This window comes from Maritalea mediterranea, assembly GCF_021568695.1.
GTDB lineage: Bacteria > Pseudomonadota > Alphaproteobacteria > Rhizobiales > Devosiaceae > Maritalea > Maritalea mediterranea.
In genome coordinates, this window is sequence record NZ_JAKGTI010000001.1 from 697,892 (window position 1) to 710,929 (window position 13,038).

The window sequence follows — 13,038 nt, forward strand, 5'->3', positions numbered from 1 at the left end:
TATGCTCAAGTTGGAAGAAGACCTAGGGATCAACTCAAGCACGGAAAAGTCTGCTCCATTGTGATGTACATTGATGGTTTTGCAAGTTGGGTCAGAACAGGTGATTTTCGGGTTGGTGTTGACCAACGGAAACTGCGTTTTTTGAGCCGTAAGCTCCACTTCATCCACGGGCCGTCTTGGAACTTGCCTTGATAAGCGGCGTTCATCTTTTTGAATTCAATTCAAAGAGGTGAGTTTATGGCTGACGAAAAAGAAAAGAACCCGCCAAAGGTAGATGAAGCTTTGGACGAAACCTTTCCGGCCAGCGATGCGCCAGCATGGACGCCGGGCAAGGTCGGTGTACAAGGTGAGACACGTCCGCCCCAACACCAAGAACATCAACCTGGCGTCGAAAGTGAGATGCAGCCGCGGCCACAATCCTTGATGGAAAACTATCAGGGTTCCGGTAAGCTTGAAGGTAAGGTCGCACTGATCAGCGGCGGCGATAGTGGTATCGGCCGCGCAGTGGCGATCGGCTATGCCAAAGAAGGGGCCCATGTGGCCTTTATCTACCTTGATGAAGATGATGACGCCGCCGAAACGGTGCGTCATATTGAAAAAACCGGCCAGAAAGCGCTGGCGATCAAAGGGGATATTGGCGAAAAGGCTTTTTGTGAAGCGGCCGTGGATAAAGTGCTGAAGGAGTTCGGCTATCTCAATATTTTGGTCAATAACGCGGCAGAACAGCATGTGCAGGAAGATCTAGCGGATATATCTGAAGCGCAGGTCCGGCGTACATTCGATACCAATTTCTTCGGGACTTTCTTTCTCTCCCAAGCCGCCCTTGACTATCTGGGCAAGGATGATTGCATCATCAACACCACCTCGGTGGTTGCCTATCGCGGGAACGAAGTGTTGATGGACTATGCCGCGACCAAAGGCGCCCTTCTAGGGCTCACACGGTCCTTGGCGGCCAATTTGGCGGAAAAGCATATCCGCGTAAATGCCGTCGCGCCCGGGCCGATCTGGACCCCATTGATTCCTGCTTCCTTTGATGCGGAACATGTAGAACATTTCGGTGACAATGCGCCTATGGGACGGGTCGGGCAACCCGATGAAGTGGCACCCAGCTATATCTTTTTGGCCTCTCGAGACGCCAGCTACATGACCGGTCAGGTGCTGCACCCGAATGGCGGCAATATCGTTGGGGCATAGCGTAGGCGCAAAAGACAGAGGAGGGTTCTGTGAGTTATTTCCGATTTTTTGCCATGATCATCACCGCATCAATTGTTATGTATGCGGTGATGTATCTCAACAGCTACGCGCTGGACCATGTGTTTTTCAGCCAGACGCGTATGTGGATGACCTTGCTTATGGCCAGCACCATGGCCGTCATCATGCTGGGCTTCATGCTCAAAATGTACACCAACAGTAAGGCCAATATTGCCATCTTTTTGGGGGCGGTGATCGTTTTTGCCGGGTCACTGGCACTGGTGCGCAGCCAAAGCACGGTCGATGATGTGGCCTATATGCGTGCCATGATCCCGCATCATTCCATCGCCATCCTCACCAGTGAGCGGGCCCAGATTTCAGACCCCAGCGTGCGTGATCTGGCAGATGAGATTATCAGGGCACAGAAAAGAGAAATTGCTGAAATGAAAGCATTGATTGCCGATCTGGAGGCAGATGCGGCCAAAGATGATGGGAGGTCCAGTTCCGATTCAGGCTCATAAGTCACAGAAAACAGGGCAAAAATCCCGTTGAGTAAAAAAATTTTTATCCACAAGCAAAGCTATAAAAGCATCCCTCGATATGCTAGCGTTGATGCTGTTGACGGTGTGTGCGGAGGTTTTGAGTAATAAAGTCTCGAATAGGGCTAGTTATATCGAGAGGCTTTAAGTGTTTTCCGGCTGGACGTGTAAAGTTGCTGTAAAACACGACATAAAGATTATGCCTTCAGCTGTTTCGGCGCAATTATTGCGCCACAAATTGTAGGGATCATCTTTGCCTTTGTTTGCCTCTTAGCCTTTGCGCGACGCTCGTCGAAGTCAATAGGAGGCTAAATTGACGGATAATAAAGAACCTGAATTGGACGCGATTCCCGCGCCAGAAGGTCCGACCGAGATCATTGAGAGTGATTATGAAATCGGTCAGGACAATATTGAAACGAACATTGGCCCCTTCGGACTTGATATTCACAACCCGGTATTTGTGATTTCAGGGCTAACCGTTGTGGCCTTTGTGTTGCTTACCTTGGCTTTCCAAACCGAAGTTGAACCCTTGTTCAACAATTTGCGCAACTGGCTGACCCAGACATTTGACTGGTTCTTCCTGTTGTCGGGCAACATTTTTGTCATTTTATGCCTGGTGTTGATCGTTACACCCATGGGTAAGGTGCGGCTTGGCGGCAAGGATGCCACACCAGACTTTTCTTATGTCGGCTGGTTTTCGATGCTGTTCGCCGCCGGCATGGGCATTGGCCTGATGTTTTATGGGGTGAGTGAACCCATCTCTCACTTTACCAGCTCACTGGGCGGTACCACAGTAGAAAATGGCGTACGGACCGACTGGGCGCCACTCGGCGGTGCTGAAGGCAATGCTGCCGAAGCCGCGCGTCTGGGCATGGCGGCCACCATCTTCCACTGGGGTTTGCACCCTTGGGCCATCTACGCCGTTGTGGCGCTATCTCTGGCGATCTTCTCCTTCAACAAGGGCTTGCCTTTGACCATTCGTTCGGTGTTCTACCCGATCTTTGGTGAACGGGTTTGGGGCTGGACCGGCCATATCATTGATATTCTGGCGGTGTTTGCCACGCTGTTTGGTCTGGCCACATCATTGGGCATTGGGGCGCAGCAGGCCAATGCGGGCCTTGGCTTGCTCTTTGGTTTCCCAGAAAGCAACACCACCATGGTCTTCCTGATCATCGCCATCACCGGTTTGGCGCTGATTTCGGTTGTGGCCGGTTTGGATGCAGGCGTGAAGCGCTTGTCAGAAATCAATATGGTGCTGGCGATCCTGTTGTTGCTCTTTGTGATCCTTGTTGGGCCAACAATTGCCATTTTGACCGGGTTCTTCCAAAACCTTTGGGCGTATGTTGAATATCTGCCGGCATTGTCCATGCCGTTCGGCCGAGAAGATGCAAACTTCTCCCAAGGCTGGACATCCTTCTATTGGGCTTGGTGGATTTCCTGGTCACCATTTGTGGGCATGTTTATCGCCCGCGTCAGCCGCGGCCGTACAGTGCGGGAATTCATCACCTGCGTGTTGATCATCCCCTCGCTCGTATCAGTTCTTTGGATGACTTCGTTTGGGGGCACCGCCATTGATCAGATTGTCAATCAGGGTTACACCGCTGTCTCTGACGCAGCACTTGAACTGAAACTGTTCGAAATGCTGGCGCCGTTGCCCTTGGCATCGCTCACCTCCTTTGTGGGCATCTGCCTGGTGATCGTGTTCTTCGTGACATCATCTGACTCTGGCTCCTTGGTGATCGATACCATGACCGCCGGCGGCAAGGTAAATGCGCCGACACCGCAGCGTGTGTTCTGGGCCAGCTTTGAAGGTATCGTGGCAATCGCGTTGTTGCTTGGGGGTGGCCTCGGGGCACTTCAAGCGATGGCCGTGTCCACGGGCTTCCCCTTCACCATCATCATCCTGTTGGCCTGTGTGGCGCTGGTAAAAGGCTTGATGAGTGAAGTGAAGCACGCTTAGTTAAAGCATGATCTAAACCTGAAAGCCCGCCTGATTGGCGGGCTTTTTTTGTGGGATTATATAAAGAGCAACGGCCTTTAGCTCAGCGCCTTTTCCACAGCTGCTTTGACATGTAAAGCAGTGCTGTCATAGGTGGGGATCGGGCTGTCATCATCGCTGATCAACAGTGTGATTTCGGTACATCCCAGAATGACCGCCTCGGCGCCACGGGCCATCATCCCATCGATCGCGCGCTGATAGGTCTGCCGAGATTGGTCCGAAACCACCCCCCGACACAGCTCATCAAAAATAATAGCATTTAAATTGGTGCGGTCCACGTCCGGCACCACAATGTCCAGCCCATGGCTTTGCAGCCGGTCGATCAAAAACGGTTTTTCCATGGTGAAGGCGGTGCCCAGCAGCCCAACACGCTCAAACCCGTCGGTCTTCAATGCTGTGGCCGTGGCGTCGCCAATATGCAGCAGCGGCACATTTGTGGCGGCTTCAATCTGGGCAGCGACCAGATGCATCGTGTTGGTGGCCAACACCAGAAAATCCGCACCCGCCTTTTCCAGACCATTGGCATGGCTCGCCAATAGTTGACCAGCTTCGTCCCAAGCACCATCCTTTTGCATTTGGGCGATTGGCGCAAAATCAACCGAATGCATCAATAAGTCTGCACTGTGCAGTCCGCCTTTTTTGGCGCGCACCATCTCATTGATCTGCTTGTAATAAAGGGCAGTGGATTCCCAGCTCATGCCGCCCAGTAGACCAATTGTCTTCATACCTGATGCTCCGCTTCAATCTGCGGTCGCACCAGTGTCACCAGCTGCTCATACAATTCTTTCTTGAAGGGCACGATCAGGTCCGGCATATCCCCAATATCTCGCCACGCCCACTCCGAAAATTCTGCTCGGTGCGTGCCATTGGCAGGGGCGGTCACATTGATCTCGCTGTCATCACCGGTAAAGCGAAACACAAACCATCTTTGTTGTTGTCCGCGATATTTGCCTTTAAGCGCCTTGCCCAACAAGGGTTCAGGCAGGTCATAGCTCAACCATTTCGGCACTTCGTATAACAGTTCGATGGAAGTGACATTGGTTTCCTCATAAAGCTCGCGCTTTGCAGCTTCTAATGGGGCCTCCCCATCATCTATGCCGCCTTGAGGAAACTGCCATTCAAATTCTTGAGACACGCCAGGTTTGGATTTCCGGCGCCCGGCAAAGACCTGTCCCTTGTCATTTACCAGGCACACGCCCGCGCAAAAGCGATAGGGCATTTGCTCGCGATCAATCGGCTGTTTCATAAAACCAAGTCCTAATTCTTCTGCATCAACGCGCTTGCGGGCACCAGCACCAAGTTCTTGTCATCCAGTTCATCTGCCCATTCCGCAATGGTACGCACGGTAACCGGCAAAGACGTGGCGGTGGCAATGGCAGATCCATTCTCCAGAGCCAAGGCTTCAAGTTTGGCCAATTGCCGTAAAATGTGGCTGCGAGAAGGGTTTTCATCCAGGTTTAGGTCGGCCCGCGCAAAGTCAACGCCCGCTTGCTTGGCCAATTGTGGCGCAAGCGACCGGTTAGACGCGCCATCATCCAGATAGGTCAGTCCACGCAATGCCACTTCTTCCAAGATAGGTTGCATATCATTGGCGGAGGAGGTGAACCGCGCACCCAAATAATTGATGATACCGGTATAGCCGCCCATGCGAGACATGAGCCAATAAAGCCGGTCCAGATTGGCGCGCGGAGCTTGGCCCACCAAAAGGGTCTGCGGACCGGGATCATTTTGCGGATAGTCAAAGGGCTCCAACGGCACTTGTAACATAATTTCATGTCCGCCCATGCGGGCCTCAAGCGCCAGATTGCCCACCTCCTTGCCATAGGGGGCGAAGGCCAAAGTCACCTCGTCGGGCAGACGATCAATCGCCGAACGCGTGTTTTCCGTTGAAAGGCCAAGCCCCTCGACGACAATGGCAACCAGTCCGCGATTATTGGCGCTCGCGGGGGTGATGGAGGCGCGCGCATACACATCCGCCGGGCGGGAGCCATCTGCAGCAACCTGCGGAATATAGCCATGCTGAGTCTGTTCCAACAACTCAGGCCGCGGCGCCGCAGCGCGGGCTGCCTCGGCGCCATCCGGGAATTCATCAATATTTACAAATGACGGGCTATTAATCGGCTCTTCAGGTTCGTCCGGGGCCTCGTCTTCATTGGTGACCTCCCTGGAAAGATTGCTGGCAAATTCGTTATTGCCTATAGACGAAACGCCGACCTCGACTTGCGGACGCCCTTCCAGCGGGCTATCCACATAGGCCACCCACGCGACAGGCACAGCAATAACAATAATGAGCACGGCCACCGAGATGGGCAAAAGCGGAAAGCCACCCACCTTCATTCGTGGCGAGTCATCTTGTTTCCCTTTGCCTTTGCGTCCCAAAGGCTTATTCAAATTGTTTGCCATATGCCGCCGCAACTAATGGTTTTTGGCCCCAACAATCTTGTCGGGGCCAATTTGCTTATCCGTTTGGATCTGGTGGAAACGCCTCATGGGTTTTCTCACCAGTGATCAAATCAATCGCATATTGCAGTTGATTGTCTTTTTCGCGATCAGAGGGCACATAGACCGAAGATCCAGTGGTGGCCTCATCTTCGGTGCCGCCGCCAATCTGGCCATCCAGTGCCGCCTCACCAATAATCTCGTCGCGCCCTTGCAATTCCTCGGGAACGTCTTGGAAAATTTCAATGTCGGGCATAATGCCTGCCGCCTGAATAGACCGGCCACTCGGCGTATAATAGCGTGAAGTGGTCAGCCGCATGGCACCATTTTGCCCCAGCGAGATGATGGATTGCACAGAGCCTTTGCCGAAGGTACGGGTGCCCACCAACGTCGCGCGTTTCTGGTCTTGCAAGGCGCCAGCCACAATTTCAGAAGCAGAGGCAGAGCCACCATTGACGAGAACGATCAAATTCAGCCCTGCGACCTTTCTGTCCAAATCATCCGGGTTGGCGTCATAGCGCGCATTCTCTTCTTCCGACCGCCCTCGGGTTGAAAGCACGTTGCCGCGAGACAGGAATGCATCAGCAATAAAGACAGATTGGTCCACAAGTCCGCCGGGATTGTTGCGCAGGTCCAAAATCAAGCCCTTGAGATCGCTGCCCAATTCGGCCTGAATGTCGTCAATGGCATCTTCCACACCCGCATAGGCTTGGCCGGTAAACCGCGCCAAGCGGATAACGCCCACATTGTCCTGCGTGAAGGAACGCACAACCTGGAAAGTGATAACATCCCGCGTGATGGTCATTTTAATAGGCTCATCGGCGCCCTCGCGGATAATGGTCAAGTCGATGTCGGTGCCCACTTCGCCGCGCATCATTTCAACCGCTTCATCAAGCGATTTGCCGCGTACCGGTTCCCCATCCAGCTCAACGATATAGTCATTGGCCAAAATGCCCGCCTTTGCCGCTGGCGTGTCATCGATGGGCGAGACCACCTTGATCACTTCATCTTCCATGATCACTTCGATGCCCAATCCACCAAAGGTGCCCTGCGTGTCTTCGCGCACGTCCTGATAGTCGTCAGGATCGAGATAGCCCGAATGCGGGTCAAGGCTGGTCAACATGCCTTGAATCGCCGCGCGAATAAGCTCTTTTTCGTTCGGCGCGTCCACATATTCCGAGCGGATACGATCAAAGATCTCGCCAAAAAGGTTCAATTCTTCATAGACCTGTTGTGGATCAAGTGGCCCGCTTTCCTTCTGCTCAACCTCTTGCGCAAATGCGGGCAGGCTGCTGCCGGCAAAAAGGCCGATAGAGAGGGCAAGAAGAGCCGATTTAATGGTCGAATTCATAAGTGCCTATCCATTCTGTGCTGTTCTGGACCCCTTGTCCCACCAACCGGTCGGATCAATTGGCATGTCATCATTTCGGATTTCAATATATAGCGTTGGCCGCGAGTTTCCAGCACTGGTCGCGATTGTTTGAGAATTTGTGCGCGCGCCCATTTTGCCAAGCGGTTCGCCCATCAACACAAATTGACCCAACGCCACGTCAGCGCTGTCCATGCCTGCCAACAGCAAGTGATATCCTTGGCCCATATTCAAGATGATAATTTGGCCATAATTAAGATAGGGGCCTTTATAGACAACCCATCCATCGGCCGGGGCCACAATCTGCGCTTCGGGCCGGGTTACAATATAGGAGCCTTGAGAGGTGCCGCCAAACTTATCGTCGGCGCCGTAAGCAACAACTTCAACGCCGACCGCGGGAGGCGTTAAATGGCCTTTGCCCAGCGCAAACGGGAAGGCCGGTTCCGTGCGTGAAGTGTCGGCAAGGGCCAGATCAATCACGCTTTGCTCCAGCGCTTCGCCCACCTCGCCTTGCGCGGCGTCTGCGGCCTCTGCGTCGGCATTCGCATCGCTTACCGATTGTACTTTTTCCTCAAGGGTTTCAATCAATTGTGTCAATGAAGTCGCGCGGCTTGCCAGCAACTCGGCCTCGCGTTGCTCAGCCTCCAGCTCTTCATTCACGCGTTCCAGCCCACGCTTGCGCGCTTCGATTAAGGTGGCGATGCGCAATCGCTCCTCACGTAAAACGGTGAGATTGGCCACCAATAGTTTCTGCTCGGCTTCCACTTCCTCGGAAATGGCCAGCAAGCTGTCTAATTCCATACGCACCGCGTCTGCCCGGCTCGCCAGTTGCGGCAGGACTGACGCCAAAAGGCTGCCCGCACGCGCAGAGTCGACCGCATTGCCCGGCTCAATAATCAGGGCAGGGGGCGGGTTGCGGCCCAATTGTTGCAGGGCGGTCAACAGGGTGCCGATTTCTTGATTCTCGTCTTCCAGTGTCGCGCGGATGGTTCGTTCTTCCGCCTTCAGACTGGCCAGGCGTTCAGCGATGGCGTTGGCCTCAATCTCGGCCAGCTTCACCCGCTGCGCGGCCTCGATCAGCGCAGCTGTCTGTTCGGTTCGATCGCCAGAAAGTTCTTCCACCTGCGCTTTGAGTTCTTCAACGCGTTCTTCGGTCAGCTCAATGGTCAGCTTGACCTGATCAAGTTCAATCTGCGCGTCTTTGGTGGTGGCGGGGTCGTTAAACTGGGCGAAGCCCGGCCCCATCCATATGGTGCTGGCCAACACAATACCGGCGCTCAACCGGCTGGCTTTTCCAATTTGGCGCAAAAAAGAACTCACGTTTAGGTTTTGGCTCCACGCAAAGAGGCGAATCACCATTCTAATGTATCAAAGGCAGGGTTTTTGTCGCGTTTAACTTTGGCCTTTTTGGGGCCAATTTCCGCGCCGATCCACATCTATCAGCTGCGGTGATAGGGATGACCGCTTAAAATGGTGGTGGCACGATAGATCTGCTCGGCCAGCATAACACGCACAATCTGGTGCGGCCAGGTCAGTGTTGAAAAGTTCAAGGTAAGGTCGGCTTGCTGCAGCAGAACCTTGTCCAGACCGTCGGCACCGCCAATCACGAAATAACAATCTCGTGTGCCCTGATCGCGCCAACTGCCTATTCTTTGAGCGAATTTTTCACTATCAAGGCTTTTGCCACGTTCGTCCAATAGCACCAATATGGCCCCGTCCGCCATTGCTTGACGAATGGCGTCGGCTTCTCCTTTTTTGCGTTGGTCAGATTGTTTGGCGCGGCTTTCAGGCAACTCGCGTACCGTGACGTCCCCAAATCCCAACTGGCGGCCACTGGCTTTTGCGCGATCGACATAGCGGTCAACAAGGTGGCGCTCGGGGCCGTCTTTCAACCGCCCCACCGCCAGAATATGCAATTTCATATGCGCTTGGGTCTAATGCGTCGCGTCGCTCGGGGCGTTCGCCGACCACATTTTCTCAATATTATAGAACTCGCGCACTTCAGGGCGGAAGATATGCACGATCACGTCACCGGCATCCACCAGCACCCAATCGCATTGCGGCACACCTTCCACCTTTGGTTTGCCAAAGCCCTTTTCGCGCAATTCGCGCGACAATTGGTCGGCAATGGCGCCCACATGGCGGTTTGAGCGACCCGATGTCACGATCATATTGTCCGCCAAGCTGGATTTGCCACGGATATCAATGGATACGGTTTCCTCGGCCTTTGCGTCTTCCAAAAGCCCAAGCACAATATCCAGAATATTTTCCGATGATGCAGCAGAGTCAGGCGCTGCGCCCTTATTGTTGGTGTGGGGCGTCATGCACCAGCACCCAATTCAAGTGAGATAGAAACCATTGTGGTTCAATCATCTTTCACGCTTGTTTTCACTAAGATTAATATGCGCGTTTTGCGCGTGTTTTTCAAGCCTCGGCAGGCGCGGCTAATCGCGGCCCTTTGCCGCCTGACGTAGTTTTGTTGAGGAAAGGTCTGACATAATCCCATGCAGATAGATCCATGCCGGTGCTTCCCGGTCCGCGAAATCCATCGCATCGCTTTCATCCACCCGCCACCGAGCCATCGCCTGCGCCGCTGGGGCGAAGGGTGCGTTGTATGTTGCCCCTGGGCGCACATAAACCGCAATTGGCATCAATCGGGCGAAATCCTGCCAGCGGTCCCATTTGTGAAAACTCAGCAGATTGTCTGCCCCCATGATCCACACAAATTTGCGCCCGGGCAGGGTCTGTTTCAAATAGGCGAGTGTGTCATAACTATATTTGAAGCCATGCTTGGCTTCAAAGCCGGTAATCCGCACCCGCGGATGATCCATCAATGCGCGTGCATCAGCAATGCGCTCGGACAATGGTTTTAGTTCGCTATGATCCTTAAGCGGATTACCCGGAGTCACCAGCCACCAAATGGCGTCCAACCCCAATCGCTTCAAGGCTTGGCGTGACACCAATTTGTGCCCCTCATGCGCCGGATTGAAGCTGCCACCAAACAGGCCGATACGCATGCCAGGCGCAGATGAAGGCAGACTTAAATCTGCATGACTGTTCTTGATAATTTGGGTCACGGACGGGTGTGTCCTTTGCCATGCACGCGATAATTGAAGCTGGTCAATTGTTCCACGCCAACTGGTCCTCGCGCATGCATTTTACCCGTGGCAATGCCGATCTCGGCGCCCATGCCAAACTCGCCGCCATCGGCAAACTGTGTAGAGGCATTATGCATCAAAATGGCTGAATCCACCTCAGTGAAGAACCGTTGAACAACGGCATCATCTTCGGCGATCACAGCCTCTGTGTGGTGTGATGAATATTGTCCGATATGGTCAAGTGCCTGGTCAAAATCGTCCACCACCCGCACAGACACAATCGCGTCCAGATATTCAGTGGACCAATCGTCTTCGGTGGCGGGTTTTACCCGATCGTCCAGACTTGTGGTGCGGTCGCACCCGCGTACTTCGCAGCCCATCTCCACCAATGCGTCCACCAATTCTGGCACCAAAAGCGAGGAGACATGCTGATCAATCAGCACAGTTTCCACCGCCCCGCAAATGCCGGTGCGGCGCATTTTGGCGTTCAAAATAACGTCCTTGGCCATCGTCAAGTCGGCGCTTTTGTCCACCACGATGTGGCAAATACCTTCGAGATGAGCAAAAACCGGCACCCGCGCTTCCTGCTGCACACGACCCACCAGCCCCTTGCCGCCGCGCGGCACGATCACGTCCACATTGCCATGCAAGCCTTGCAGCATTTTGCCTACGGCTTCGCGATCGGTGGTCGGCACAAGCTGGATTGCATCTTTGGAAAGGCCCGCCGCCTCCAGCCCGTCCGCCAAGCACTGATGAATAGCGCGTGAGCTGTGCACGCTGTCCGAGCCGCCGCGCAAAATTGCAGCGTTGCCGGATTTCAGGCACAGCGCACCCGCATCTGCGGTCACATTGGGGCGGCTTTCAAAGATCACGCCGATCACGCCGAGGGGCGTGCGCACCCGATCAATCACCAGCCCGTTGGGACGGCGGATTTCGGCCAGCTTGGTGCCTACGGGATCGTCAAGCAGCGCAATCTGCTCCAATCCGTCGGCAATGGCATCAATGCGGCCCTCATCAAGCGTGAGCCGATCGATAAAGGCCGCGCTAATGTTGTTTTCTTTGGCAGTTGCCACATCCTTTTGGTTGGCCGCCATAATATCCTGTTTGCGCACGCGCATCAGCGCAGCGCTTTCGCGCAAAGCTTGGTCTTTTTGATCTGTCGGGGCGATGGCCAATCCACGCGCTGCCAGACGAGCTCGCTCGCCCAATCCCATCATCAGCGTATGAATATCGGCTTGATTTGTCATTTAGCTTGCCTCCAACAACACCATATTGTCCCGATGCACCAATTCGGTGCGCGAGACAGGGCCTAAAATATCTGCAATCTGGTCCGAACGCTTGCCCAACACCATGCGCGCGTCACCCGCGTCAAAATTCGATAGACCGCGGGCAATTTCTACCCCAGACGGACCAAAAATGGAAATGGCATCGCCGCGGCCAAATGCGCCCTCAATTGTGGTTACGCCAATGGGCAGCAAGCTGGTCCCTTTGGCCAGCGCGGTACACGCCCCTTCATCAATCGTCACCCGCCCGGCGGGCAGGGCCGACATGATCCAGTTTTTCCGCGCCGCGCGCTTGGTGGCCATGGGCACGAAGAAACTGTGCTGTCCGCCTTCGGCGAGGGCGCGCAACGGATGGTCAATCGCGCCCTTGGCGATAATCATCGCGGTGCCCGCATTCACCGCCATCTTGGCGGCTTCAATTTTGGTGCGCATGCCCCCGCGCGACAAATGGCTGGCCGCGCCCCCGGCCATGGCCTCAATCTCGGGGGTGATGCGCTCAATGCGCGGCAAAAACTCGGCGTCAGGGTCAAGATGCGGCGGTGCAGTATAAAGCCCGTCCACATCCGAAAAGATAATCAGCCCGTCACTTTCCACCATGGTGGCCACCCGCGCGCTCAGCCGGTCATTGTCGCCATAGCGAATTTCCGAGGTCGCCACACTGTCATTCTCATTGATGATCGGCACCGCGCCCAGATCCAACAATGTGTTCATGGTGGTCTTGGCGTTCAAAAAATGTCGCCGCTGTTCGGTGATGTTGGGGGTGACCAGAATCTGCCCGGCGACAATATTGTGGGTGTGCAAAATATCGCTAAAGGCTTGGGAGAGGGCGATCTGCCCGACGGACGCAGCTGCCTGGCTTTGGTCGAGGGGCAGGGTTGTCGCATCCAACCCCAAAAGCCGTCGGCCCAGGGAGATCGCGCCGGAAGAGACAATCACAATGTCGACGCCATGAGATTTTAGTTCGGCAATATCTGCGGCCAAACTCTTCAGCCACGTTTTGCGCAGCGCACCAGTCTCCGCATCCACCAGCAAGGCAGAGCCGATTTTGATTGTCAGGCGTTTAAACCCGAAAAAATCGCTGAACGCATCTGCCATAGAGTCACATTCCCAACCTTGCCGC

Annotated in this window: 13 protein-coding genes; 3 read left to right on the plus strand and 10 right to left on the minus strand. The window is 54.4% G+C overall.

Translation table 11 applies throughout. The features are described from left to right. Nucleotides 1-237: 237 nt before the first annotated feature. The 3 genes from L1I42_RS03370 (at nucleotide 238) to L1I42_RS03380 (ending at nucleotide 3,690) form a co-directional block, all read left to right on the plus strand. Complete coding sequence (locus tag L1I42_RS03370; RefSeq protein WP_236113089.1) at nucleotides 238-1,194, plus strand: SDR family oxidoreductase; 957 nt, start codon at nucleotides 238-240, stop codon at nucleotides 1,192-1,194. A 29-nt stretch (nucleotides 1,195-1,223) separates the two neighbouring features. Next, complete coding sequence (locus tag L1I42_RS03375; RefSeq protein WP_236113090.1) at nucleotides 1,224-1,712, plus strand: DUF305 domain-containing protein; 489 nt, start codon at nucleotides 1,224-1,226, stop codon at nucleotides 1,710-1,712. Nucleotides 1,713-2,043: 331 nt separating this feature from the next. Continuing rightward, on the plus strand, nucleotides 2,044-3,690 hold the full coding sequence (locus L1I42_RS03380; protein WP_236113091.1) for a BCCT family transporter: 1,647 nt from the start codon (nucleotides 2,044-2,046) through the stop codon (nucleotides 3,688-3,690). 77 nt (nucleotides 3,691-3,767) lie between these two features. Here the strand turns inward: L1I42_RS03380 and L1I42_RS03385 are convergent, their stop codons facing one another. The 10 genes from L1I42_RS03385 to proB form a co-directional block, all read right to left on the minus strand. Next, complete coding sequence (locus tag L1I42_RS03385) at nucleotides 3,768-4,454, minus strand: aspartate/glutamate racemase family protein (RefSeq protein ID WP_236113092.1); 687 nt, start codon at nucleotides 4,452-4,454, stop codon at nucleotides 3,768-3,770. Beyond that, a complete protein-coding gene (locus L1I42_RS03390; protein WP_236113093.1) occupies nucleotides 4,451-4,975 on the minus strand; it encodes an RNA pyrophosphohydrolase in 525 nt (174 codons plus the stop codon). The genes L1I42_RS03385 and L1I42_RS03390 overlap by 4 nt, the downstream gene beginning before the upstream one ends. An 11-nt stretch (nucleotides 4,976-4,986) precedes the next feature. Continuing rightward, nucleotides 4,987-6,066 carry a divergent polysaccharide deacetylase family protein gene (locus L1I42_RS03395; protein WP_236113094.1) on the minus strand — a complete coding sequence of 360 codons (1,080 nt, stop codon included), beginning with the start codon at nucleotides 6,064-6,066 and terminating at the stop codon, nucleotides 4,987-4,989. A gap of 121 nt (nucleotides 6,067-6,187) precedes the next feature. Then, complete coding sequence (locus tag L1I42_RS03400; protein ID WP_236113095.1) at nucleotides 6,188-7,519, minus strand: S41 family peptidase; 1,332 nt, start codon at nucleotides 7,517-7,519, stop codon at nucleotides 6,188-6,190. A 6-nt stretch (nucleotides 7,520-7,525) separates the two neighbouring features. Further along, complete coding sequence (locus L1I42_RS03405) at nucleotides 7,526-8,845, minus strand: murein hydrolase activator EnvC family protein (protein ID WP_236113096.1); 1,320 nt, start codon at nucleotides 8,843-8,845, stop codon at nucleotides 7,526-7,528. Nucleotides 8,846-8,976: 131 nt separating this feature from the next. Continuing rightward, nucleotides 8,977-9,459, minus strand: coding sequence for a 23S rRNA (pseudouridine(1915)-N(3))-methyltransferase RlmH (gene rlmH, locus L1I42_RS03410; RefSeq protein WP_236113097.1), 483 nt, complete (start codon nucleotides 9,457-9,459; stop codon nucleotides 8,977-8,979). A gap of 12 nt (nucleotides 9,460-9,471) precedes the next feature. After that, nucleotides 9,472-9,861: a ribosome silencing factor gene (gene rsfS, locus L1I42_RS03415; RefSeq protein ID WP_236113098.1), complete on the minus strand. Its 390-nt coding sequence runs from the start codon at nucleotides 9,859-9,861 to the stop codon at nucleotides 9,472-9,474. 120 nt (nucleotides 9,862-9,981) lie between these two features. Next, the gene (locus tag L1I42_RS03420; RefSeq protein WP_369413061.1) at nucleotides 9,982-10,614 is read right to left on the minus strand and encodes a nicotinate-nucleotide adenylyltransferase; all 633 of its coding nucleotides are present in this window, start codon (nucleotides 10,612-10,614) and stop codon (nucleotides 9,982-9,984) included. Beyond that, nucleotides 10,611-11,882 carry a glutamate-5-semialdehyde dehydrogenase gene (locus L1I42_RS03425; RefSeq protein WP_236113099.1) on the minus strand — a complete coding sequence of 424 codons (1,272 nt, stop codon included), beginning with the start codon at nucleotides 11,880-11,882 and terminating at the stop codon, nucleotides 10,611-10,613. Before L1I42_RS03425 ends, L1I42_RS03420 begins: the two co-directional genes overlap by 4 nt. Then, entirely contained in the window at nucleotides 11,883-13,013 is a 1,131-nt protein-coding gene (proB, locus tag L1I42_RS03430) for a glutamate 5-kinase (protein WP_236113100.1), read from the minus strand. It abuts the gene before it with no gap. Nucleotides 13,014-13,038 lie beyond the last annotated feature (25 nt).